At 40.8% G+C, this 20,778-nt stretch carries 21 protein-coding genes, 1 pseudogene and 2 riboswitches; of the genes and pseudogenes, 13 read left to right on the top strand and 9 right to left on the bottom strand.

What is annotated here, in order from left to right:
• A complete protein-coding gene (locus ACFRAK_RS03140) occupies nt 1–543 on the bottom strand; it encodes a VUT family protein (RefSeq protein WP_048687567.1) in 543 nt (180 codons plus the stop codon).
• Nucleotides 544–593: 50 nt separating this feature from the next.
• Nucleotides 594–636, bottom strand: a riboswitch (PreQ1 riboswitch).
• A gap of 318 nt (nt 637–954) precedes the next feature.
• Between ACFRAK_RS03140 and ACFRAK_RS03135 the strand changes: the two genes are divergently transcribed.
• Together ACFRAK_RS03135 and ACFRAK_RS03130 are read left to right on the top strand one after the other, a co-directional pair.
• The gene (locus ACFRAK_RS03135) at nt 955–1,329 is read left to right on the top strand and encodes an SRPBCC domain-containing protein (RefSeq protein WP_394571285.1); all 375 of its coding nucleotides are present in this window, start codon (nt 955–957) and stop codon (nt 1,327–1,329) included.
• A 44-nt stretch (nt 1,330–1,373) separates the two neighbouring features.
• Nucleotides 1,374–1,814, top strand: coding sequence for an SRPBCC family protein (locus ACFRAK_RS03130; protein WP_387600961.1), 441 nt, complete (start codon nt 1,374–1,376; stop codon nt 1,812–1,814).
• 220 nt (nt 1,815–2,034) lie between these two features.
• On the opposite strand, the pseudogene ACFRAK_RS03125 reads toward ACFRAK_RS03130, so the two are convergent.
• Together ACFRAK_RS03125 and ACFRAK_RS03120 are read right to left on the bottom strand one after the other, a co-directional pair.
• Nucleotides 2,035–3,001: pseudogene (locus tag ACFRAK_RS03125) on the bottom strand (HD domain-containing protein).
• Entirely contained in the window at nt 2,998–3,288 is a 291-nt protein-coding gene (locus tag ACFRAK_RS03120; RefSeq protein WP_387600955.1) for a hypothetical protein, read from the bottom strand. The pseudogene ACFRAK_RS03125 and the gene ACFRAK_RS03120 overlap by 4 nt, the downstream one beginning before the upstream one ends.
• Nucleotides 3,289–3,589: 301 nt before the next feature.
• Here ACFRAK_RS03120 and ACFRAK_RS03115 point away from each other — a divergent pair, with 301 nt between their 5' ends.
• Both ACFRAK_RS03115 and ACFRAK_RS03110 read left to right on the top strand, forming a co-directional pair.
• Nucleotides 3,590–4,159 carry a TetR/AcrR family transcriptional regulator gene (locus ACFRAK_RS03115; protein ID WP_394571284.1) on the top strand — a complete coding sequence of 190 codons (570 nt, stop codon included), beginning with the start codon at nt 3,590–3,592 and terminating at the stop codon, nt 4,157–4,159.
• A 51-nt stretch (nt 4,160–4,210) separates the two neighbouring features.
• A complete protein-coding gene (locus tag ACFRAK_RS03110) occupies nt 4,211–4,558 on the top strand; it encodes a DUF4260 domain-containing protein (RefSeq protein ID WP_394571283.1) in 348 nt (115 codons plus the stop codon).
• Nucleotides 4,559–4,613: 55 nt separating this feature from the next.
• Here ACFRAK_RS03110 and queE read toward each other — a convergent pair whose 3' ends face one another.
• From queE to queC, 3 genes are read right to left on the bottom strand one after another with little or no spacing between them, the layout of a single operon-like run.
• A complete protein-coding gene (gene queE / locus ACFRAK_RS03105; RefSeq protein ID WP_387600947.1) occupies nt 4,614–5,342 on the bottom strand; it encodes a 7-carboxy-7-deazaguanine synthase QueE in 729 nt (242 codons plus the stop codon).
• Complete coding sequence (queD, locus tag ACFRAK_RS03100; protein ID WP_192206177.1) at nt 5,335–5,805, bottom strand: 6-carboxytetrahydropterin synthase QueD; 471 nt, start codon at nt 5,803–5,805, stop codon at nt 5,335–5,337. The genes queE and queD overlap by 8 nt, the downstream gene beginning before the upstream one ends.
• Nucleotides 5,805–6,470, bottom strand: coding sequence for a 7-cyano-7-deazaguanine synthase QueC (gene queC / locus ACFRAK_RS03095; protein ID WP_387600944.1), 666 nt, complete (start codon nt 6,468–6,470; stop codon nt 5,805–5,807). The genes queD and queC overlap by 1 nt, the downstream gene beginning before the upstream one ends.
• Nucleotides 6,471–6,525: 55 nt before the next feature.
• A riboswitch (PreQ1 riboswitch) is annotated at nt 6,526–6,568 on the bottom strand.
• 185 nt (nt 6,569–6,753) lie between these two features.
• Here queC and ACFRAK_RS03090 point away from each other — a divergent pair.
• From ACFRAK_RS03090 to ACFRAK_RS03055, 8 genes are all read left to right on the top strand, one after another.
• Nucleotides 6,754–8,433 (top strand): methyl-accepting chemotaxis protein, encoded by a 1,680-nt coding sequence (locus ACFRAK_RS03090; protein ID WP_394571282.1) that lies wholly within the window; start codon nt 6,754–6,756, stop codon nt 8,431–8,433.
• Nucleotides 8,434–8,884: 451 nt separating this feature from the next.
• Complete coding sequence (locus tag ACFRAK_RS03085; RefSeq protein ID WP_192206180.1) at nt 8,885–9,100, top strand: hypothetical protein; 216 nt, start codon at nt 8,885–8,887, stop codon at nt 9,098–9,100.
• 790 nt (nt 9,101–9,890) lie between these two features.
• On the top strand, nt 9,891–11,072 hold the full coding sequence (gene pgsB / locus ACFRAK_RS03080) for a poly-gamma-glutamate synthase PgsB (RefSeq protein WP_349727760.1): 1,182 nt from the start codon (nt 9,891–9,893) through the stop codon (nt 11,070–11,072).
• A 15-nt stretch (nt 11,073–11,087) separates the two neighbouring features.
• Nucleotides 11,088–11,537, top strand: a complete 450-nt coding sequence (pgsC, locus tag ACFRAK_RS03075; RefSeq protein ID WP_192206182.1) for a poly-gamma-glutamate biosynthesis protein PgsC — start codon at nt 11,088–11,090, stop codon at nt 11,535–11,537.
• A 10-nt stretch (nt 11,538–11,547) separates the two neighbouring features.
• On the top strand, nt 11,548–12,840 hold the full coding sequence (locus ACFRAK_RS03070) for a CapA family protein (RefSeq protein WP_387600936.1): 1,293 nt from the start codon (nt 11,548–11,550) through the stop codon (nt 12,838–12,840).
• A 69-nt stretch (nt 12,841–12,909) separates the two neighbouring features.
• Complete coding sequence (locus tag ACFRAK_RS03065) at nt 12,910–14,493, top strand: gamma-glutamyltransferase family protein (RefSeq protein ID WP_394571281.1); 1,584 nt, start codon at nt 12,910–12,912, stop codon at nt 14,491–14,493.
• A 69-nt stretch (nt 14,494–14,562) separates the two neighbouring features.
• Entirely contained in the window at nt 14,563–14,712 is a 150-nt protein-coding gene (locus ACFRAK_RS03060; protein WP_311202534.1) for a CapE family protein, read from the top strand.
• Between the two features lie 86 nt (nt 14,713–14,798).
• A complete protein-coding gene (locus ACFRAK_RS03055; RefSeq protein WP_394571280.1) occupies nt 14,799–15,428 on the top strand; it encodes a poly-gamma-glutamate hydrolase family protein in 630 nt (209 codons plus the stop codon).
• A 5-nt stretch (nt 15,429–15,433) separates the two neighbouring features.
• On the opposite strand, the gene ACFRAK_RS03050 is transcribed toward ACFRAK_RS03055, so the two are convergent.
• A complete protein-coding gene (locus tag ACFRAK_RS03050; protein ID WP_394571279.1) occupies nt 15,434–16,636 on the bottom strand; it encodes a C40 family peptidase in 1,203 nt (400 codons plus the stop codon).
• Nucleotides 16,637–16,958: 322 nt separating this feature from the next.
• Between ACFRAK_RS03050 and ACFRAK_RS03045 the strand changes: the two genes are divergently transcribed.
• On the top strand, nt 16,959–17,309 hold the full coding sequence (locus ACFRAK_RS03045) for a HesB/IscA family protein (RefSeq protein WP_387600922.1): 351 nt from the start codon (nt 16,959–16,961) through the stop codon (nt 17,307–17,309).
• Between the two features lie 430 nt (nt 17,310–17,739).
• Here ACFRAK_RS03045 and ACFRAK_RS03040 read toward each other — a convergent pair whose 3' ends face one another.
• Together ACFRAK_RS03040 and ACFRAK_RS03035 are read right to left on the bottom strand one after the other, a co-directional pair.
• Nucleotides 17,740–19,821, bottom strand: coding sequence for a methyl-accepting chemotaxis protein (locus tag ACFRAK_RS03040; protein WP_394571278.1), 2,082 nt, complete (start codon nt 19,819–19,821; stop codon nt 17,740–17,742).
• Nucleotides 19,822–20,151: 330 nt separating this feature from the next.
• Nucleotides 20,152–20,670, bottom strand: coding sequence for a DJ-1/PfpI family protein (locus ACFRAK_RS03035; RefSeq protein WP_387600917.1), 519 nt, complete (start codon nt 20,668–20,670; stop codon nt 20,152–20,154).
• Nucleotides 20,671–20,778: the final 108 nt, after the last annotated feature.

Genomic DNA, 20,778 nt, shown 5'->3' with positions numbered 1-20,778 from the left:
TTAACTGGAGACTACACGTTTCTCCAGCTCTACGTTAATTCGTCCCAACAGTACGGCACCAATTGACTGAATGATCGTTTTAACGATGATTTGGCCGATGACCGCAGCGGGTACTGCTTCCCATGGCAATATATTGGCACCTAATGGACTTAGGCCAATCACGACAAATATCACCGAATCGAAAAACCCTCCAACGATTCCGCTGTAAAACACTCTCCAACTCATCGGGAGTTTTAAACGGGTATATATTTCCGTATCCGCTGTTTCTGCGACAACGAACGATAATGCGGAAGCAAATACAATCAATAACGTATCTCCTAATAAAAATGATACACACGCAGATAAAATAAGTGCAGTGACGATACATATATAGGTCTTTGCGCGGCCGAATTTATTCTGGACGAGATCTCGAAAGATGAAGGTTCCCCCGATGAGCAATGTACCCATCGGAATGATGAACATGCCAAAATGCAATGGCGCAAAAGCTGCTGTAACCACATTCGCCGTGATGATGGATACTAAATACAATAAAATTCTTAACATTTCTTAATTCTCCTTATACAGAAAAAACAGCACCCTAAGAAAGAGCACTGTTCCCCTTAGTTTTTTTGAGAGGGTAGCTAGAACCTCTTCCGCCCGAGCGGATTATCATTTTCCTTATTTATCGTAGCTTGAAAGCGATTGGAAATCAAGAAGTTTCCATATGGCTTGCACGGACAATGGTCAATTCAATGACTCTGGCGATTTTTGTCGCAGAAAACTGCTAGACCAGCTGTATATGAAAAGCCGAAAATGATTGATAGAATAATGTTACGATCTTGATATGAGGTATAAACGCGAGGAGAAAAAAGATGATAAAAAAACCATCGTTTGTTCATGCTATTTATATCGCAACCACACCAGAGAAGCTTTGGGAAGCCCTGACGAGCGGTGAAGTCACGAAGAGGTACCATTTTGGATGCCAAGTCCAGTCTGACTGGCAAGAAGGCTAAAAGCGTTACATTTATGCTGGAAGATGGGCGTATTACTGATCATGGTAAAGTACTCAAGTGTGAGCCGCTGCACCTGCTCTCGTTCACTTGGAACATGACAGGAGACGAAACACCTCGCGAGCAGCCTACTCGGGTCACTTTTATACTGCAGCCCATGGATGATTCGACTTTGAAATTAACGCTTAGGCATGAAGAGCTTCTGGAGACGGATTTCGTATATGATGATCATACCTTTGAAGGCTTGTATAATGGATGGCCAGCAATTCTAAGTAACCTGAAGAGCTTGCTTGAAACGGGACGGACCCTGCCGCCGATAACAGTAGATCGGGATAATTAAGTGGTAGTGGAAAACTTAAAAAAATTGAAAGAGAGTTGATAGTGATGGATACGCAAATAATCACGAAGTTTAAAATAGCCAAACCAACCAATGAAGTGTTTGAAGCCATAGTGGACCCAGAAAGAATCGGGAATTTCTGGTTCTCATCGAGTTCTGAAAGATGGGAACAAGGCAGGACGCTTACATTGAGATATAACGAATACGATGCTGAAGTGGCCATTCATGTATTGGAAGTAGAGGAAAATAGGAAAATCGTATTCTCATGGGGAGGAATTGATCAAGAAACGATTGTTACAATTACCCTAAAAGAGTCGGATAAAATGAGTACAATTATTGAAGTGAACGAATCAGGTTTGGAAGAGGACGATCCCGAATTGATAAATAAAATGATAGGTCAAAAGGAAGGTTGGGTTTATACATTAACTTGTTTAAAGGGTTACTTAGAAAATGGGGTTAATACTTTGAGAGCATCCATAATTTTTTAATTCGTAAAGGGTGCTGGTTCAGATTAGATAGATCACTAAAAATGCAGTTGGGCGTCCTGACTCCCGGCACAATGATACTTAAGTTTTTTAAGCATGTTGGGTCCTATTGAGTCTTACCTTCTTTCCTTAATCAAGGTCAAAGAAAGCATACGGGAGGAGAAAAAACTCAAGGATGAATATCACACTTGAGTTTTACTTTCCGTATGGTTGGACATGACATTCAATCGGAAATCACTTTTAGATATATGCCCTTCGAAGCTTTTTCATAGGCTTCCATCCCCATTTTCTTGACTCTTTCTGATAAACTGGATGCTCTTAATAATTGGGTTCCTTCAATAACGGAAGGATCAATAAGGCGCACTTTATTTTTCCGATGTAAATCGTATTCCAATTGATTTTCTATCACGTTTACGTTACCATGGATCCGTTTTAACAGATTTTTCACCTCATGGTCTTCAGTGGAGCTTAACAAGGACATAACTTCTTCATCTGTACCGAGTAAGTCATCAAGGCTGATCAGATTTTTAGCCAAAGCCAATTTTAAGGTCTTTGCCAATACATCATAGCCATATATATTAAGTGGGTTCATGAAAAAATCAATAACTTCACTGTAATACGTTTTCACAAACCATTCCGCCGATTCAATATTATCCAGATACATCCTTCCATTTATTATGATTACATGGTCTAAGAAGTCTTGAACGGATTCCAGTGTGATATGTCCATATTGATACATATCCCGGAGAGTATAATCTACCCGATCGGCGCATAACTCAGGTGCTGGCTGTTCAAGCAATTCCCATTTTGATTGAACTATGACTTCACAATCAAATCCATACTTCTTCAGTATAAATGGGATTTCTGATTCCATAATGACATGAGCATATATCTTTTCATGATAATCTTCATCCTTACAAAACAAAATCAATAACATGTGAGAATGCAGTATGGGATACGTCATGCAGCAAGCCCGCGATTTGTTCCTCCAATGAACCTCCAAGCGCTTTAATTAAAATCATCACACCAAGTGAATGGTCAAATCGTGTAACGTCCCACTTCTCATTAACTAAATAACTTGCCCCGACTTGATGTATCCCCTTTAATCTTTGGACGGGTTTGCTTAGAATCAGCTCTTCAATAACTCCCTCTACAATGTGTTTCCCATAGATACTATCCAAAACTATCAATAACTGCCGCCTCCCCCATTAGTAGGTGGTTCTGTAAAAATTATTTCCCCCTTTTCATTTTGCTCATATTGCCTTTTTGCCAATTTTATTATTTCTTCTTCATCATTCAAATCGATATCCCCTGGATTGACCTCATCAATTCCTTCTATTATTATTACCTGATCTGGTTGATTCACTTTAAAAATGTCTTCTACAGGTTTCGTTTTATCTTTATACGGTTTAGTGAATAAAAAATAGCCGGTCAAGACTATGATAATTGAACCGAAAATACCGAATTTCTTTTTCATTTATTCATCCCCTCCAACGCTCTATCAATACCTCCATAATACCACAAAAGGTAATTAATGGTATTTAAATAAGCACAGCCCATATTTAGTTGGTTCCTTTTTTCTGTTACATGACATGTAATATTCCCTAGGCAATGTCCTGCATCCTCTCCTTTGCAACATAGGCGAAATTCCAGTTTACTAAATGGTAAAGTCCCCCTGAAAAAACAGTACTTTATAATATGATCCAATAGTTGACATTTAAAAATCAGTGAGGTATCCTTTTTATTAACCAGTGGTCAATAAATAAGGGGGTCTCAAGATGTCGCCAAGGAAATCGGCAGGTAAAGAACTGTCCAGGGACATGGTCTTGAATGAAGCCAGAAACCTTTTTGCAACGTTAGGGTATTCGAATGTCTCAATGAGGCAATTGGCTAAATCATTGGAATGCAGCCATGGAGCCATATATTATCATTTTAAAAATAAGGCAGAAATATTTTATAGTTTGGTGAAAACGGATTTTTCCGTTTTAAATACTTTAATCGATGATATCATCATGTCGGAAAATGACCCTTCTGTAAAAATGGAAAAGATTTTATTGTGCTTCTTGGAGTTCGGTTTAACCCAACAGAATCATTATTCCATCATGTTTTTATCGAAGGAAAAAGAAATTCAGCAGTTACTTCAATTCGATTCCAATAAAACATATGAAAAGCTAATCCAGTCCCTGACGGACCTAACGGACAACAAATTGAATCCTGCATCCATATGGTCGATTTTACTTTCTCTTCACGGATTCATCACTTTTTATATTAATTCTGAACTATCTTATGAAGATGTTAAAGGCTTAGCTGATTTTCATGTAAAAAATATCATCGGAAACATCATATAATTTTTCCGAACATCATTGACCATCGGTCAAATAAACATTGGGGGTTTTAAAATGGTAAAGAAATTCCTTCATATTGAAGGACTCATGGTTCTTTTAGCTGTGATTTACATCTATTCGTTATATGAATTCAGCTGGTTGATATTCCTGTTATTGATTTTGTCTCCTGATGTTTCCATGCTGGCCTACCTGATCAATGATCGAATTGGAGCAAAGGTTTATAACCTATTTCACACTTATACCCTGTCCATCTTCATGATTTTGCTTGCCATTTTTCTAAAGTTCGATGCATTGTTGATGATTGGTTTAATTTGGACCGCACATATTGGAATGGATCGCTTATTTGGGTATGGCCTTAAATACACAACTTCCTTCAAAGCTACACATATTCAAAGGCTGTAAAAAGCTTAAAAGGCAGTGTGATTACTCCATCACACTGCCTTTTGCTCACTTTTCTTTATACGCCCCGCTTGTTGCCCCATATATAGGTATGCAGCTGGGGGAGCACTTTCACATCATTCAATTCATCATCTGCTATCACTTTGTCTATTAACTCTTCGTACTTCTTCAAAAGACCGCTGATCAATTGACGATCATCCGCCGTCCTGCTATCGTCATTGCCGACCTGCAAATAAAAAGGAATATCCGGGTAACGGCCATGTACATGTTTGGCATATTGATAATCTTCCTCATTAAAGACGACAATCTTCAATGAGACATGGTTTTCAGGATTTCGATTGGCAAGGTTCAAGAGGATTTGATCGAGCACCGTAAAGTCCGTGTTCATTTTAGAGCTCGGCGGCTTAGGTGAAATCGTCAGTTCATCAATATCGAGAAACCAATCCTGCCATCGGCTCCCTTGTGTTTCGACACCTATCTTCATTTTATTTTCATGCAAGATCGCTATCAACCCGTTTAGGTTTTTCAGCAGAGCCGGGTTTCCGCCTGATATCGTCACGAAGGAAAAACCGGAACCCCCAATTCGCTTCAGCTCATCCCATATTTCTCTAGCAGTCATTTGGACGGTATCTTCCTTACCGGTGCCATCCCAAGTAAATGCGGAATCACACCAGGCACATGAATAATCGCAGCCGGCCGTCCGAACGAACATGGTTTTTTGACCAATGACCATTCCCTCACCTTGGATGGTCGGTCCGAAGATTTCCATAACCGGGAGTTTACTCACTTTCCATCCACTCCCGTCTGGCTTCGGCATAGCTTGTCGGCGTTTCGTATAGTCGAACAAATTCGACTCTAGCACCCTCATATTCTTTTAATGAAAGGGCTTCGGCCATTTTTTCATAAATCCAGACAACCATATTTTCAGCTGTTGTATTCATGAGCGGCAGGGTTTCATTCAAATAACGATGATCCAGGTGGATTTCAATTTCATTTTTCCATATATCCTTGATGTCCCCGAAATCTATCATCAAACCGCGTGAATCCGTATATCCGCTCAATCCGAATATGACCTTATATGTGTGGCCATGCAGGTTCTTGCATTTTCCTTCATAGTCATGCAGATGGTGCGCCGCGTCAAAGGTGAATTCCTTACTCACGAGAACCCTCTTGGTTGTATACTTCAATTGGCTGCGCTGAATGTCTTCATCTATTTTTTGGAGTTTATCCACTATTGTAAAACCGTACATCATGAAAGCACCACCCGTCTGCTTACATAGTCATCCAGTCCTTTTTTCCGCAGATTACATGCCGGACATTCTCCACAGCCGTCGGAGATGATTCCGTTATAGCAAGTCAGGGTCTTTTCGCGGACAAAGTCGAAGGCGCCAAGCTGATCCGCAAGCTCCCATGTTTCTTCTTTATTAAGCCACATTAGCGGCGTATCAATCACGAATGACTGGTCCATCGACAAGTTCAAGGTCACATTCAACGATTTAATGAATACATCGCGGCAGTCAGGATATCCGCTGAAATCCGTTTCACAGACACCGGTGACAATATGTTTAGCGCCAATCTGACTCGCCAGCACTCCGGCAAACGAAAGGAACAGCAAATTCCTCCCTGGTACGAACGTCGACGGCAATTCCCCTTCTTCTCCGTCCGCAACTGCAATATCACTTCTCGTCAATGCATTCGGTGCCAGTTGGTTCAGCAGCGACATGTCAAGGATATGATGGTTCACGCCCAATTCCTTGGCGATGTTTTGAGCGCATTCGATTTCCAAGCTATGCCGCTGATTATAATCGAACGTCACCGCTTCCACTTCCTCAAATCTCTCCAATGCCCAGAACAGGCACGTCGTACTGTCCTGACCTCCGCTAAACACAACCACTGCCTTTTCTTTCTTCTTCATTTCTATAAAACTCCTTTTTACGGAAAAAAACAGCACCCTAAGAATAGAGCACTGTTTCTCCTTAGTTTTTTTGAGAGGGTAGCTAGAACCTCTTCCGCCTTAACGCGGAATATTATATTTTTCCAAGTCAATAGTAACTTGAAAACGATCATAAATCAAGATGATTATATTTAGTGAATAGTAGAGCTGATGGAAAATTTGGTTATCTTTTCATTGCTTAAATATCCCATTATCCTTCCGATAAAATAGTGTGAATAAAATATCGATAAAGGGGTCCATTAATTTGAAAAGCATTAAAGGAAAGGTATTGGTGGCATTTTCACTCATCATATCTTTATGTGTCATCTTAGGAGCATTCAACATTTACAGCAGCAACAAGTCACTGGTTTATTCCCAGGATATCATCGAAAAGGAACTTCCGCTTCTTATCCAAGATGAAAAGCTGCTATATAATCTAGCACAAAGAACCGCATTCGCCCGAGCCTATATTCTATATGGTGACGAGAGTTATAAAGAAAGGTTCTTACAATATACTGAAGACAGCAAGGTCATCCAGGAAGATCTCCTGGCTTTGAGCGATTCTGATAAAGTGAAGGCATTGATCGAGAAAAGCCGGGATTGGAGGATGATGATTGTAGACCGGGTATTTCCACAATATGAAAAGGGAAATGAAGAACGAGCGAAAGAGATACTCAAAAATGAAGTGGCGCCAATCAGCAATGAAGTAATGGAGGGTTTCAAGGAGCTTGCTTCGGAACGCGAGGAATTGATTGTCTCTTCAGGTGAAACCGTCATCGCAAGCGGGAAATCGGTAAAGACGACAAGTATCATCATATCCATTGCGGCAGTCCTTATCGGCCTTCTGCTGGCGCTTGTGACTGCCAACCTCATTACCACCCCCCTCCTTAAAATCAGGGACAGGATGAAAATGGTGGCTGACGGAAAGCTGAATCATGAGCCCCTGAAGCAAAAGTCATATGATGAAATGGGCGAATTAACGGTATCCGCCAACCAAATGCAGAAAAACCTTCGTGATACGATCGAAAAAATGCTCGTTGTATCCGAATCCGTTTCCAACCAAAGTGAGAATCTGACTCAATCAGCAAATGAAGTCCAGCAGGGCAGCAAACAAATAGCGACTACCATGCATGAACTTTCGGAAGGTTCGGAGTCACAGGCCAACCGGGCAGCTGAAGTGGTTCGCATGATGGATGATTTCACCGGCAGAATCGAGTTGGCCCGCCTAGAAGGAGTGGATGTTGCTAAAAGTTCAACCGAAATCCTTTTCTTGACCAAGGAGGGCACCACTTTAATGCGCAGTTCGATCCAACAGATGCAATGTATTGATGGGATTGTAAAAAATGCCGTAGAGCAAGTGAAAGGGCTCGATTCCCAATCGCAGCAAATTTCGCAGCTTGTACAGGTCATCAAGAATATATCCAATCAAACCAATCTATTGGCACTGAATGCTGCCATAGAAGCCGCTCGTGCCGGTGAACATGGCAAGGGCTTTGCCGTCGTCGCCGATGAAGTGCGGAAACTCGCTGAAGAGGTCACACACTCCGTTGGGGATATCACCAATATTGTCTCCGCCATTCAAACGGATTCAAAAACAGTCGTCCACTCCCTGGAAGATGGTTATGCACAAGTGGATGAAGGCACGAAACAGATCACGCTCACAGGCCAAACCTTTGAAACAATCAATCACTCTGTCGGGAATATGGAAATGAAAATACAGCATATAACAGACGAATTGAACTATATCTCCACAAATAGCAAAAATATCAATCAGGCTATCGAAGATATCGCCGCGGTTTCTGAAGAGTCCGCAGCTGGAATCGAACAAGTCTCCGCCTCTGCTCAGCAATCCAGCTCTTCGATGGATGAAGTCACGAGTCATGCCAGTGAACTTGCATCTTCGGCAGAACTGCTGACTGAACAGGTTGGGAAGTTCCAATTATGACACTAGCAATTTCCCGGCACATGAATGCGGGAAATTGCTTTTCCCTTCCATTATATAGATTGTTTCATTTTCGTAAATTCGGGGAATAAATAACTATAACCAATAATAAATCATTAAAAAGCAAATCTATCAAAAGCGGCGGCTGGAAGTGAATATTTTCCTTTATTTTCAGAATATTTAGTGTATAATTGATTAAAGGAATATTTTAACTTAAATAACCATCACTTTCCAATAACCGCTACTGCACATCCCGACATTCCCTTTCAACACCATGCACGGGCACTTATACTCAGTAAGGATCCATTGCACCTTTCTCTCGAATCAAACCGTACACGACTTTTTTCACACAAAAACACGTTTTTTACTCCAAATTTGTAAAAAAAGGTTAAATTACACACTTTATATGTTACTATTAAACTAAGACCTTTTAACCCCACAAGGAGGAATTCATATGAAACGTTTTTTCAAATTCATAACAGATTTTAACGAAAGAAAAGCACTGGAACGGGAAACCGAAGAATTCTTTCGCAAAGAACATGAAAATTATATGAAGATGAATCCTGACAATCAAGGAAAAAGAAGGAGATTAGCTCCTAGACTTTATGTGATTGATGGCGGTAAAAAGGACTCCAACCTTGAGATTTCTGACAGAAAGAAATCAAGTTAACCTGATTCCTTCCTTAATCAGCTACCAAAAGCTGTAGCTCAAGACCCACAAACGGTAAATCTCCATGAAAAATGGAAATTCGTGACCATTCCATTCATTTACAATATATAAGCCGAAAGCTCAGATATGCTTCTGAGCTTTTTTTCTATTTCATTCTTCTATAAACACTATATCTATAGAAGAAACTAGGTATTTTTTAAAAAAATGGGTTAACTTTAGTTTATTTCATGTTTAAGGTAAAAGTTCCATTATAGTCCGCGGGGTATTCTCTGAGGAAAAAACCGGAAAATACAAAAAAAAAGAGATGTGTTCTTTTACTCATCTTTAATCAAATTCAAAAGAGTTCAACTAATTGAGTCGTTAGTTGCAATATCTTACATTGAATAACAAATGCATAAATATTGTTACGTTTATGTCAAACAATGGGTATAAACAATTACCAAACTGTAATAAACGTCACTTTTAATAACCAATTATTATTCAAATATAGCCATTAGGAATCAGGTTCAAATGCTCACAAAACTACTTTGATTATTACCAAAATGGTATCTTTATTAAACTTTCCATAATTTAGTGTAAATCAACTAGTATTCCATCGATTTCCAGACATAACTTTGTACTCATAAAACAATTCATCCCATTAGATACTATTACACCCTAATATACATTTATTTGAAAAACTTGAAAAAAACTATATTACAATAAAATAATTAGCTCTTGCCTATTAAGTTTAAAATCATGTAGTGTGTATTCAGTAATTCAAATATTTGAAAAAAAGAGAGGTTAAAAAATGGCACCGATATTTATTTGTGCGATCTTTTTGCTTGGCTATGGCATTTTCGAACAAAAACGCCATCAGAAGCGTCTCGACTCCATCCCAGTGCGTGTGAATGTGAATGGGATTCGAGGGAAATCGACTGTAACGCGTCTAATTACAGGTGTGATCCAAGAAGCTAAGTACAAAACAGTAGGCAAAACAACCGGAACATCAGCAAGAATGATCTATTGGTTTACCGATAAGGAAAAACCGATTGTACGTCGCCCAGAAGGACCCAACATAGGAGAACAGCGGCGTGTAGTTAAAGAAGTTGCCGATTTAGGCACAGAAGCACTGGTTTGTGAGTGCATGGCCGTACAGCCTGACTATCAATTAATCTTCCAAAACAAAATGATCCAAGCAAACATTGGCGTAATCGTGAATGTATTGGAAGATCATATGGATGTAATGGGACCGACTTTGGATGAGGTTGCTGAAGCTTTCACTGCTACCATTCCCTATAATGGTCACTTAATAACCATCGAAAGTGAATATTTGGACTTTTTCAAGCAAATTGCCAAAGAACGCAACACAAAAGTAATCGTTGCAGACAATTCGAGAATTTCGGAAGATTTTCTACGCGAATTCGACTATATGGTATTTCCTGATAATGCATCACTGGCATTGGCCGTTGCGGAAGCTTTGGGCATCGATGAAAAAACAGCTTTTCGCGGAATGTTGAATGCGCATCCCGATCCAGGTGCCATGCGGATCACCAAATTCGGGGATTCCATCCAGCCAACTTTCTTTGTCAATGGCTTTGCTGCAAATGACGCGTCATCGACACTGAACATCTGGGAACGTGTCAATACGTTCGGATACAGCACAGAACCTCCTATCGTCATCATGAATTGCCGTCCCGACCGTGTGGACCGTACAGAGCAGTTTGCTAGAGATGTATTGCCTTACATAAAATCTGAAATCGTCATTTCCATTGGTGAAACCACATCACCGATCACTCGGGCATTCGAGCAAGGTCAATTGGATACAAAAGAATATTGGGATTTAGAAAACTGGTCAACTGAAGAAATCGTTGCCCGCCTCCGCCCATTGATGAAGAATCGCATCGTCTACGGTGTCGGGAATATTCACGGTGCAGCGGAACCTTTAATTGAAGCATTCATGAAATCTAAAACAAAGCAAAAAGCAAGTTAAGTAGGAGGAACCTTAATGTTTGGATCGGATTTATATGTAGCCCTAGTACTGGGAGTAACGCTTAGCCTTATATTTTCAGAAAAGACGGGTGTCGTACCCGCAGGACTTATCGTGCCTGGTTATTTGGCATTAGTATTTGACCAATGGGAAATCATGCTGGTCATCTTGTCCATTAGTATAGTAACTTATTTGATCGTCGCCCACGGCCTTTCAAGATGGGTGATTTTATATGGAAGAAGAAAATTCGCAGCCATGATGGTGACCGGGATTTGCTTGAAACTCCTATTGGATTTAGTCTACCCCGTCATGCCATTTGAAATATTCGAGTTTCGGGGAATCGGTATAATCGTACCCGGATTGATAGCGAATACCATACAAAGACAAGGAATGCCATTGACACTTGGCAGCACGCTTTTATTATCCGGCTTGACTTTCGGTTTAATGAACGTGTACTACCTATTCTGAGGTGCAAAAAATGAAACGGAATTTAAATGCAAAAGAAAAAACACTTATCTTTATTAAACGCACGAAGAAAAAGAATCTTAAATACACTGGAATCATACTACCTATATTACTAATCGCTTTAGTCATTACCACTTGGGTGGGACGGGCTCAAGAAGTGAAAACAACCGCTTCAAAAACTGATCAACCATTGACGATGACGATGGTCGGTGATGTGATGATGGGACGTTATGTTGAAGAAGTAACGGAAAAGCACGGGTATGATTACCTCTTCCGTTATATGAAGCCCTATTTTACCGATTCAGACTATGTCAGTGGGAATTATGAACATCCCGTTTTAAAAGAAGAGGTATCCAACTACAAGGAAGCAGACACAGCCATCAGGTTAAACTCCAATAATAATGGTGTGAAGGCCGTTAAAGATGCTGGCTTCACTGTGATGAATTTGGCCAATAACCATATGATGGACTATGAAGAACGAGGACTGCTTGACACGATTGATGAATTCAAAACTGAGGATATGCACTATGTTGGTGCTGGATCGAACACTACCGAAGCTAAAAATAGCATCGACTATACGGATATTAATGGCGTGCGTGTCGCAACACTTGGCTTCACAGATGTTTACGGTAAGGATGCCGTGTCAAAAAGTAATAAAGCCGGGATATTGAACACCAACCCTGATTTATTATTTGAAATGATTGAAAAAGCAAAGGATGCAAAGCAAGGCAACGCAGACTTGGTAGTGGTGAATGTTCACTGGGGAATAGAATATTCAACATCTACAACCGCTCGTCAAACAGACTTGGCTAAAGCGATAATCGATGCGGGAGCTGATGTCATCATCGGCCATCACCCCCATGTGCTTCAATCGTTTGATGTTTATAAAGATGGAATCATTTTCTATAGCTTAGGAAACTTCGTTTTCGATCAAGGCTGGACACGCACAAAAGATTCAGCCATGGTTCAATACCATTTAGCGGAAGACGGAAAAGCTACAGTCGATGTCGTTCCACTGCAAATTGAAGAAGCAACACCAAGGCCAGCTACCTCTTCAATCGACAAATCACGTGTTTACCGTCAGTTGACGAAGGAAACGAGTGAAAAAACCCAATGGTCGAAAAAAGAGGATCACATCGAGATTACATTGGATCACAAGAAGGTAATCGAGCATAAGGCTCAACGTGAGCAAGAAGAAAAAGCTGCGAGGGCAGCAAAAGAAGCGAAAGAAGCGAAAGAAAAGAAAGCTGCACAAGAGAAAAAGGCAGCACAACCTATACAACAGGACATACAGCCCATTCAGTAAGGATCGATTGAATACTATTATGTGAAATGAGAAACAACTTGGAGTCTCAACTAGAAGGGGGAGTAATCGATGATTAACCGTGCGACTTGGAAAATATGCATTTCACTTTGCCTGCTCATATATTTAGCTGGATGTTCGAAGACCCCCCCTATTTCTGACACGAATGATCCGATAGATAGTAAAACGGAACAATCATATGGGGTCAGTTCTTCAAATCCAATCGCAATAGATGTCGGGATGGATATATTGAAAAATGGTGGAACGGCGGCAGATGCCGCCATTGCGGTATCCTATGTATTAGGTGTAGTTGAACCTTTTGGATCTGGCGTGGGTGGCGGCGGCGGTATGCTGATTGCACCGAAATCCGGCGATCCCAATTTTATCGATTATCGTGAATCCTCTCCGGAAGACCCAAGTTCAAGACACAATGCAGGGATTCCTGGCTTAGTGGCCGGCATGCAGGTTATAAGTGATAAGTATGGGAGCGTACCAATGGCAGACCTTCTCCAGCCGGCGATAGATTTGGCTGAAGGCGGATTTGAAGTCGACGAAATGTTATCATCACGCTTAGAAGCAGCTCAGCCAAGGATATCTTCCGATGCGACTTCACTTTTTTATCCTGATGGCGATGCCATTGAACCAGGCAAAACCCTCGTTCAAGAAAGACTTGCTAAAACATTGAAGCAGATTCAAAAGAAAGGTCCTGATGGTTTTTATAAAGGGGAAATCGCACGGGATATTAAAAGAGAAACAGATATCGACTTGATGGATTTAAAGCGCTATGAGGTGAAAGAACGTAAGCCGGTCCATGGAACATTTGCCGGTTATGATGCTTTTACCGCCCCTCCGCCCTTTTCCGGGATTACCGTTCTTGAAATGCTCAAGCTCGCCGAGGAGATGGACCTCAGTGATTCTCCTAGCAAATCAAATTATATGAAGGTATTGGGGGGCATCACAGATACTGCTTATCAAGACCGATCCGCCAATATTGGGGATGGAATAAGTCACTCTAAGGCGGAAAAATTGCTCTCCCCCATTCACTTGGACAATCTAAAAAATATGATCAAAAGTGAAAAATGGAAAAATAAAGAATCGAATGGTTCCGAAGAACATGAAAGTACGACACATTTTGTGATCATGGACAAGTATGGCACTGTCGTTTCCGCCACAAATACGCTCAGTAACTTTTTCGGATCTGGTGATTATACGAATGGATTTTTCATTAACGATCAATTGAAAAATTTCCGGTCCGGTTTGAACGCTCAAGAGGCATATAAACGGTCAAGAACTTTCACCGCTCCTACCATTCTCAAGAAACCAGGGCAAGAATCGATCGGGATCGGCTCACCAGGCGGCGATAGAATTCCTCAAGTATTGATGCAGGTCCTTTATTCATATACAGAGAATGAAGGCTCATTTCAGGATATCATCGACCGTAATCGGTTCGTCTACGATGGAAATAAGATTTATACGGAATCCAGGCTTTCGAATGAAATAACAACAGACTTGGAAGATTCCGGATATGAAGTCATCCAGAAGATCTCCCCCATGTATTACGGCGGGGTTCAAGTACTCGTTAAAAACGAGAAAAATGGACAAGTATCCGGAGCTGGAGATAAAAGAAGGAATGGAAGCTGGAAAGCCCAGCAATAAAAGGGCAATCCAGTCCCTCCTTTTCTAAATATCATATGAATTTTAGCGATGTATAAGGGGACTTAGAATATGAATATCGTAAAAAAAATAACAAGCTGGGTTATACCCGTTTTTCTAATAGCTGCCCTTCTTGTGACCATGAATACATTTAAACGGACAGAAACGTTAACACCCGAAGAGCAACAGAAAATAGAACAATATACGACTATCGAAAAATAAAAAAAAGCTGGGGCATCCCCGCTTTTTTTATTTTTGCCTTCAACGGATATGAAAGATTAATTACTTACAAGATACGGAGGATAACCATGAATGGAAATAGCTATACCGATTATATTGAACTGCAGCAAAATGAACAAGAAGAACTCGATTACCGCATCATCGTTCATCACAGGAATCCTGATATCGCAATTCTGGCCATACACGGCGGGAACATCGAACCTGGAACCAGCGAGATTGCAGCCGCACTTGGAGAGAGCCTTTATGCAAGCACCTATCTTTTCGAAGGCCTTAAACTAAGGGGTAACCAGGTCCTCCATATAACATCCTGCTTGTTCAATGAACCGTTCGGCGTTTCAATGGCAGCGAACGCTCAGACCACCCTTTCGATCCATGGCCACAACGACGAACATAATGCGCTGGTTTATATCGGCGGAAGGAACGAACCCTATAAGAACCTCATTCAGCAATACCTCAGCAAAGCTGGATTTCAAACTGATCATGCACCGCAGCACCTTTCAGGCATGAAAGGAAACAACATCACCAACTCATCCAAGATGGGTGCAGGCGTGCAATTGGAACTTTCCACAAAGCTTAGAAAAAGCTTTTTCAAAGGTAATGACTTTACCAGTAAGAACAGGGTCAATCCATGTGATCTTTTTAAACAGTTCGTTACTGCCATTGAAAAAGCGACTCTTGAATATAAACAGGTTGAATGACTTTCTTAGTCCATCAGGCTTGCAACTTGACCGAAGCTTTCGAATTTCTGTGCAAAATAACCTGACGAAAGGTTGGAGATATGAACGCCTGCGTTTTCCGTTGTATGGAGAAAACGGCCATCACCTAGATATATGCCTACATGGGTCACACCTAGCCTTGTTCCTGTGTTGCTGAAAAACACTAAATCCCCTGCCTTTGGATTTTCGATTTTGGGCAGCAATGAGAAGTAATCCTCTGCGGAGCCCCGTTTTACTGTAAGACCCTGCTCCTTCATGACCCAATAAATGAAGCCGCTGCAATCCATTCCGGTCATTGGGTCGTCTCCCCCGAAAACATAGGGGAATCCGCGTAAAGTGTATGCATACTTGATGACATCATATGCTTTATCATATGCAGCCTCCTGGTCTACATAAAACGGATATAACGGGTTGCTGTATAGTTGAAGATACTGCCCTTGCATCAACTCATCAGTACTTAACGCGTTACGGCTTTTGATCGATTTCATGGAAATGCTGTAATTCTCCGATATACTTTTAAGCGTTTCTCCCGTTTGGACGATATGCTCTCCTTTTGACGTGTATGTTTTGTATGCCACTTGGTATTTGGCAAAGTAAGCTTCTGTAGTGGATCTCACCTGAACCGTTTCTGCGCCATATCCAGAATTGACAAATTGGTTTTTGCCGACATAAATACCCGCAGTCACGACCTTTAAGGTGTCTTTTTCCAGAAAGAATATGATATCCCCGGTTTTTGGAGTGGCTGTATCCATCCCTTGCTTATAAAAACCATCCACTGTCAAACGGTCAACCGGCACATTTTGCTGGGAAAGAACCCAATGAATCAACCCGCTTGAATCAAAGCCTTTTTCAGGCGTCTCCTCACCAGCTGACTTTTTAAACCCTATAAAAGATTTCGCATATCTCGCAATTTTTTGTCCTCTCTCCGACCATTGATAGATGGAAGGAGTATACGCCGTTTTAATGATTGTCAACTTTTGGCCCGCAAATAACTTTTCATCCGGTAAACCATTCGTTTTCATTAATTGCTCAGCCGATATATCATATGTCCTGGCAATCGATTCTACCGTTTCGCCAGAGATTACAGTATGCACAGGTTCTGCCGCCTCGGCCTTTAAGCCAGGTAAAAAAGTGAAACTAACCATGAATACCAATGTAAGTATCATACAGCTTATTTTTCCATTAAACATTTTAACCCTTCCTTTATACCTGAAATATTTTTTAATTTACGATGTTCAAGCAAATCCCATCATATGAATCTTTTATCCTATAATTCACCCAATAAGATACGCCTTAATACCTATCATAACGATAATATCGGCGAGACAAGTAAAACTTTTAGCCTATTTTCACAAAAAATCATCAGGCGTATTCTATAAAATACCTTAAGAATAAATCAGCACTGTAAAATTTCACCCCACCCGAGATAAGTGAGAAATCGAAGAATTCCTAGAGGATTTTATTTTTTTATGCAGAATGGGTAATGTTAGATGAAAGGAAGGAATACCGGTCATGACGTGCATAACGGCCTGCCTTATTTATGAAGTGGCTAACGATATAGGAGTGAATATTTTGATAAGAATGACAGAGAAGGCCCGACAGGCAATTAAAGATATGCAGCATAGTTTGGGAGGGGAAACGTATTTAAGGTTTGGCATAAACAGACCTTGCTGTAACCAGATGAACTATACATTAAGCTTGGCAATCTCTAAAAAGGATCACGAGGAAATACTCGTTTTACATGATATAAAAATGTTGCTCGACCCATCGGACTCCCCTTTTACAGATCAAACGGAAATTGATTACGAAGGCGATGGATTTTGGATCAGGAACCCGAATCCGTTGGTATCACCTATCATCTAGCAGAAGAAAATAAGGAGAAAGCTTAAATGGCCTTCCCCTCGTTTCTATGAAACTATGAAATGTACACTGTTTTTCCGCCCTTTATGGACACCATGTTTTACATCATCTTGGGAGGCTCCAGGATTTTTAATAATATGGGGAGATGGTAATGAGTGATGCGGCTGCATGACTAGGTGGGGCAATGTCACTATCGTCGTTATTGGCATGACAACAACAAAGACCTACTACTTGTCCGATTCCTATATATTATTCCCCTTTGAAAAAAAAGCGTGGATACTTGACCCGCCCTTCTAAATTGTCATTTTGCACTTAGAATGGGCCCGTACAACGAATCAGTGTTCAGTCCCTGCAGAATGATATTGCAATACAACCAAAAAGGGGAGACCACTTAGCGGCCTCCCCTTTTGCAATGCTTATGTTTTCCATTCCTCTAATTCTTTATCTGGAATTCCCCGAGCGTGTGCTCCAAATCAGTTATTAACTGGGTAAGCTGCTGTGTATATTGAGCGAGTTCATTTGATGCAGCGGCTTGTTCTTCCATCGAAGAGGCAATTTCTTCTGATGAAGCCGTCGTTTGCTGAGATACGGCTGTGATTTCTTCTATCACTTTAATTACCATTTCTTTTTGTTGATTGATGCTTTCAATGGATCTTGTTTCTTCCCGAATCGAATTGGATATCCTCACGATGGAATCCTCCAGCTCTTTCATGGCTTCACTTACCGTGTTTACGGCATTTTTTTGATCCTTGCTGATTTGATTCGTTTCATTGGTCGTTTTCAGCAGTTCCTCTGTATCTGACAGAATGCTTTGAATGATGGCTTGAATGTTTTTTGTAGCTTCTTTTGAATCATCAGCCAAACTCCGTACTTCATTCGCCACAACAGCAAACCCTTTGCCGGACTCACCTGCCCTTGCAGCTTCTATCGATGCATTCAATGATAACAAATTGGTTTGTTCCGATATTTTCGAAATGGCATTCGTGACATCGGAAATGGTTTTTGATTTTTCCACAAGTCTTAAGCTCATGCTGGTGACTGCAGCGAACGCCATTTCAAGTTTAAGGTAGGATGTTTCCAAACCACTTACCTGTTGTTTCCCTGACTCTATATTTTCAGATGCAAGCTCCAATACAGATTGGGTCTCCCTCGATTTTTTTGATAACCCATCGATTTCTCCACCAAGTACCTGGATCGTGCTCGCACCATGCTCCACCTGTTCAGATTGATTCGATGCACCCGCTGCAATCTCTTCTATCGCACGTGAAACATCTGTAATGGCCGCACTATTTTCAGCAGCTATTTGGCTTAAGCCTGCATTGGCATTTGTCACCGATTCCGCATTGCCGTTTACCTTGGCAACCAAGCCTCTTAATTTCCCCAGCATCGAGTTATAGCTTTTGCTTAAGTCCGCGATCTCATCATTGGACTTAACGGCAAATTCGGTCACTAAATCCCCGCTAGCCGTCTTTTCTATGATTCTTTGGAATTCGGCCATGATTTTCGTTAACTTTCCTGCTAGATAAAGAGCACATACCATCCCTAGTAAAAGACCTAGAATACCTGAAATCACTATGATTCTATTAATGTCATCCAGCTTTGATTGCAGTATTCTGTCTGGAGTGAGCGCCAGCACCTTCCAGTTCACTTCAGGGACCGTACTCCATTCACCTGTATAATCTTCACCATCCAACGTCAAGGCTTGATTCGCCTTGATGCCCCCATTATACATGTCGGCCACCCACTTGAACTCTGAATTGAATCGGTCAGTATCCGCAATGAAATCTTCCACCCCTTCTTCCATGCCGCTTTTTTCAGGATTCATATTCTTCCCGTCCATCCCCTTCATGAATGAACTCACGATAAAACCTTGTGAATCCAAGATCACCAGATTGCTAGTAGAATCTTTTTCGATGGTTGACCTCATTTTCCCGATTGTCGTAAGGTCGATATCATAACCAAGGGCACCTGCCATTTTTCCGTCCGATAAAACGGGCGTGACAACGGAAGTCATGATCATCCCTGAAACTTTATCCTTATATACATCCATCCATTTCGTTTCTGGTCTTTCTGTCAGCTGCGTATAAGTCTTAGTTTCCCTTGCATCCTGATTGAAATCCATTTGGGGCGAGGCATACAAGGAACCATCCGTTCCATCCATATAATAAACGGAAATTAGATCTTCATTATTCTTTTGAAATGCCTCTATCGTTTTTTGGATATCCTTGATTGAATCACCATCCTTGATCTGATTCGAAACCAGCTGTGATAACTGCTCTAGCGATTTTTCATATGTGGCCATGCTTAAATTGATTTGTGACGTTGCATTTTGTGCCGAGCTTTTGTTTATGGATATACTATCTTCTTTAAAAATGGAGGTCACTTTCACCCCCATTATCGAAACGGATACGACTATAGCGAGAAAAACGGATGTACATATAAATAATAACCATTTTATCCGGAGCGATATCCTTCTCTTTACTTTTTCTTTCTTATCAACCGATGAACTTCCCATTAATAATTTCCCCCTTTTATTTGACCTGCAAATGCGCTTGCTTACCTGTGTGAAAACAAAGATTCAATCTATGCTCAAAATGGGCCCTTCCTTATTTACGATCACTTACTTTATTTTTCCACATAAACATACTATATACCTAACCAATCCTTGTCAATTGCCAATAAAGAATAAAATAGTAGGTCTAAATACATAATTGCTATTAAAAAATAAACCTTTCGCTTTAATCTGTCTAAAAACCCACAATTTCCGTCACTGGATATGTACGAAAAAATCAAAAAACCCTTGGATTGAATAGAATCCAAGGGTTTCATAAGGGTTATAATAGAGTTAGCGTAACGCTGCGGCTAAGCTTTCTCCGAATTCTTTTGCACCATCCGGACCATCACCTGTGATGATATCATCATGCGCAACGACATGCTGTTTTGCATATTCAACGGAATTGGCTTTCAATTCGTCAATTTGAACATCAACTGGGTAACAAGCAGCTTTGCGGCCAGAAAGTAAGCCCGTTTTCGCTACAGTAACAGAACCTGCACAAATTCCCGTTACAAGAACTTTTTTCTCATGCGCTTGTTTCAAAAAACTTTGCAATTCTTGGTTGCCCCATAGATGATCGTTCGTACCTGATCCCCCAATTACTGCAACTGCATCATAATCACTGGCCGAAACATCAGAAAAGATCACCTCAGCTACCGCCTTGCCTTGATAGTCCCCATTTATTTCACCTGTTTTCGTACTGGCTATCGTTACTGCCACTCCTGCATTTTCCAAAACTTCTTTCGGCTGAAATAATTCATCTTCATTAAAACGTTCTGGTGGTATAATTAGTAATGCTTTTTTACTCATATATATTGCCTCCTGAATTGAATTGTCTGATGACTACTCAAATTGTAACGCTGGTAATCGACGATGTGAAGAATGCACTTTTATGTGCGGAGGTTACCTAAAGGTTAC

It is taken from the genome of Peribacillus sp. NPDC056705, assembly GCF_043656335.1.
This window is presented reverse-complemented; position numbering and strand designations above follow the sequence as displayed.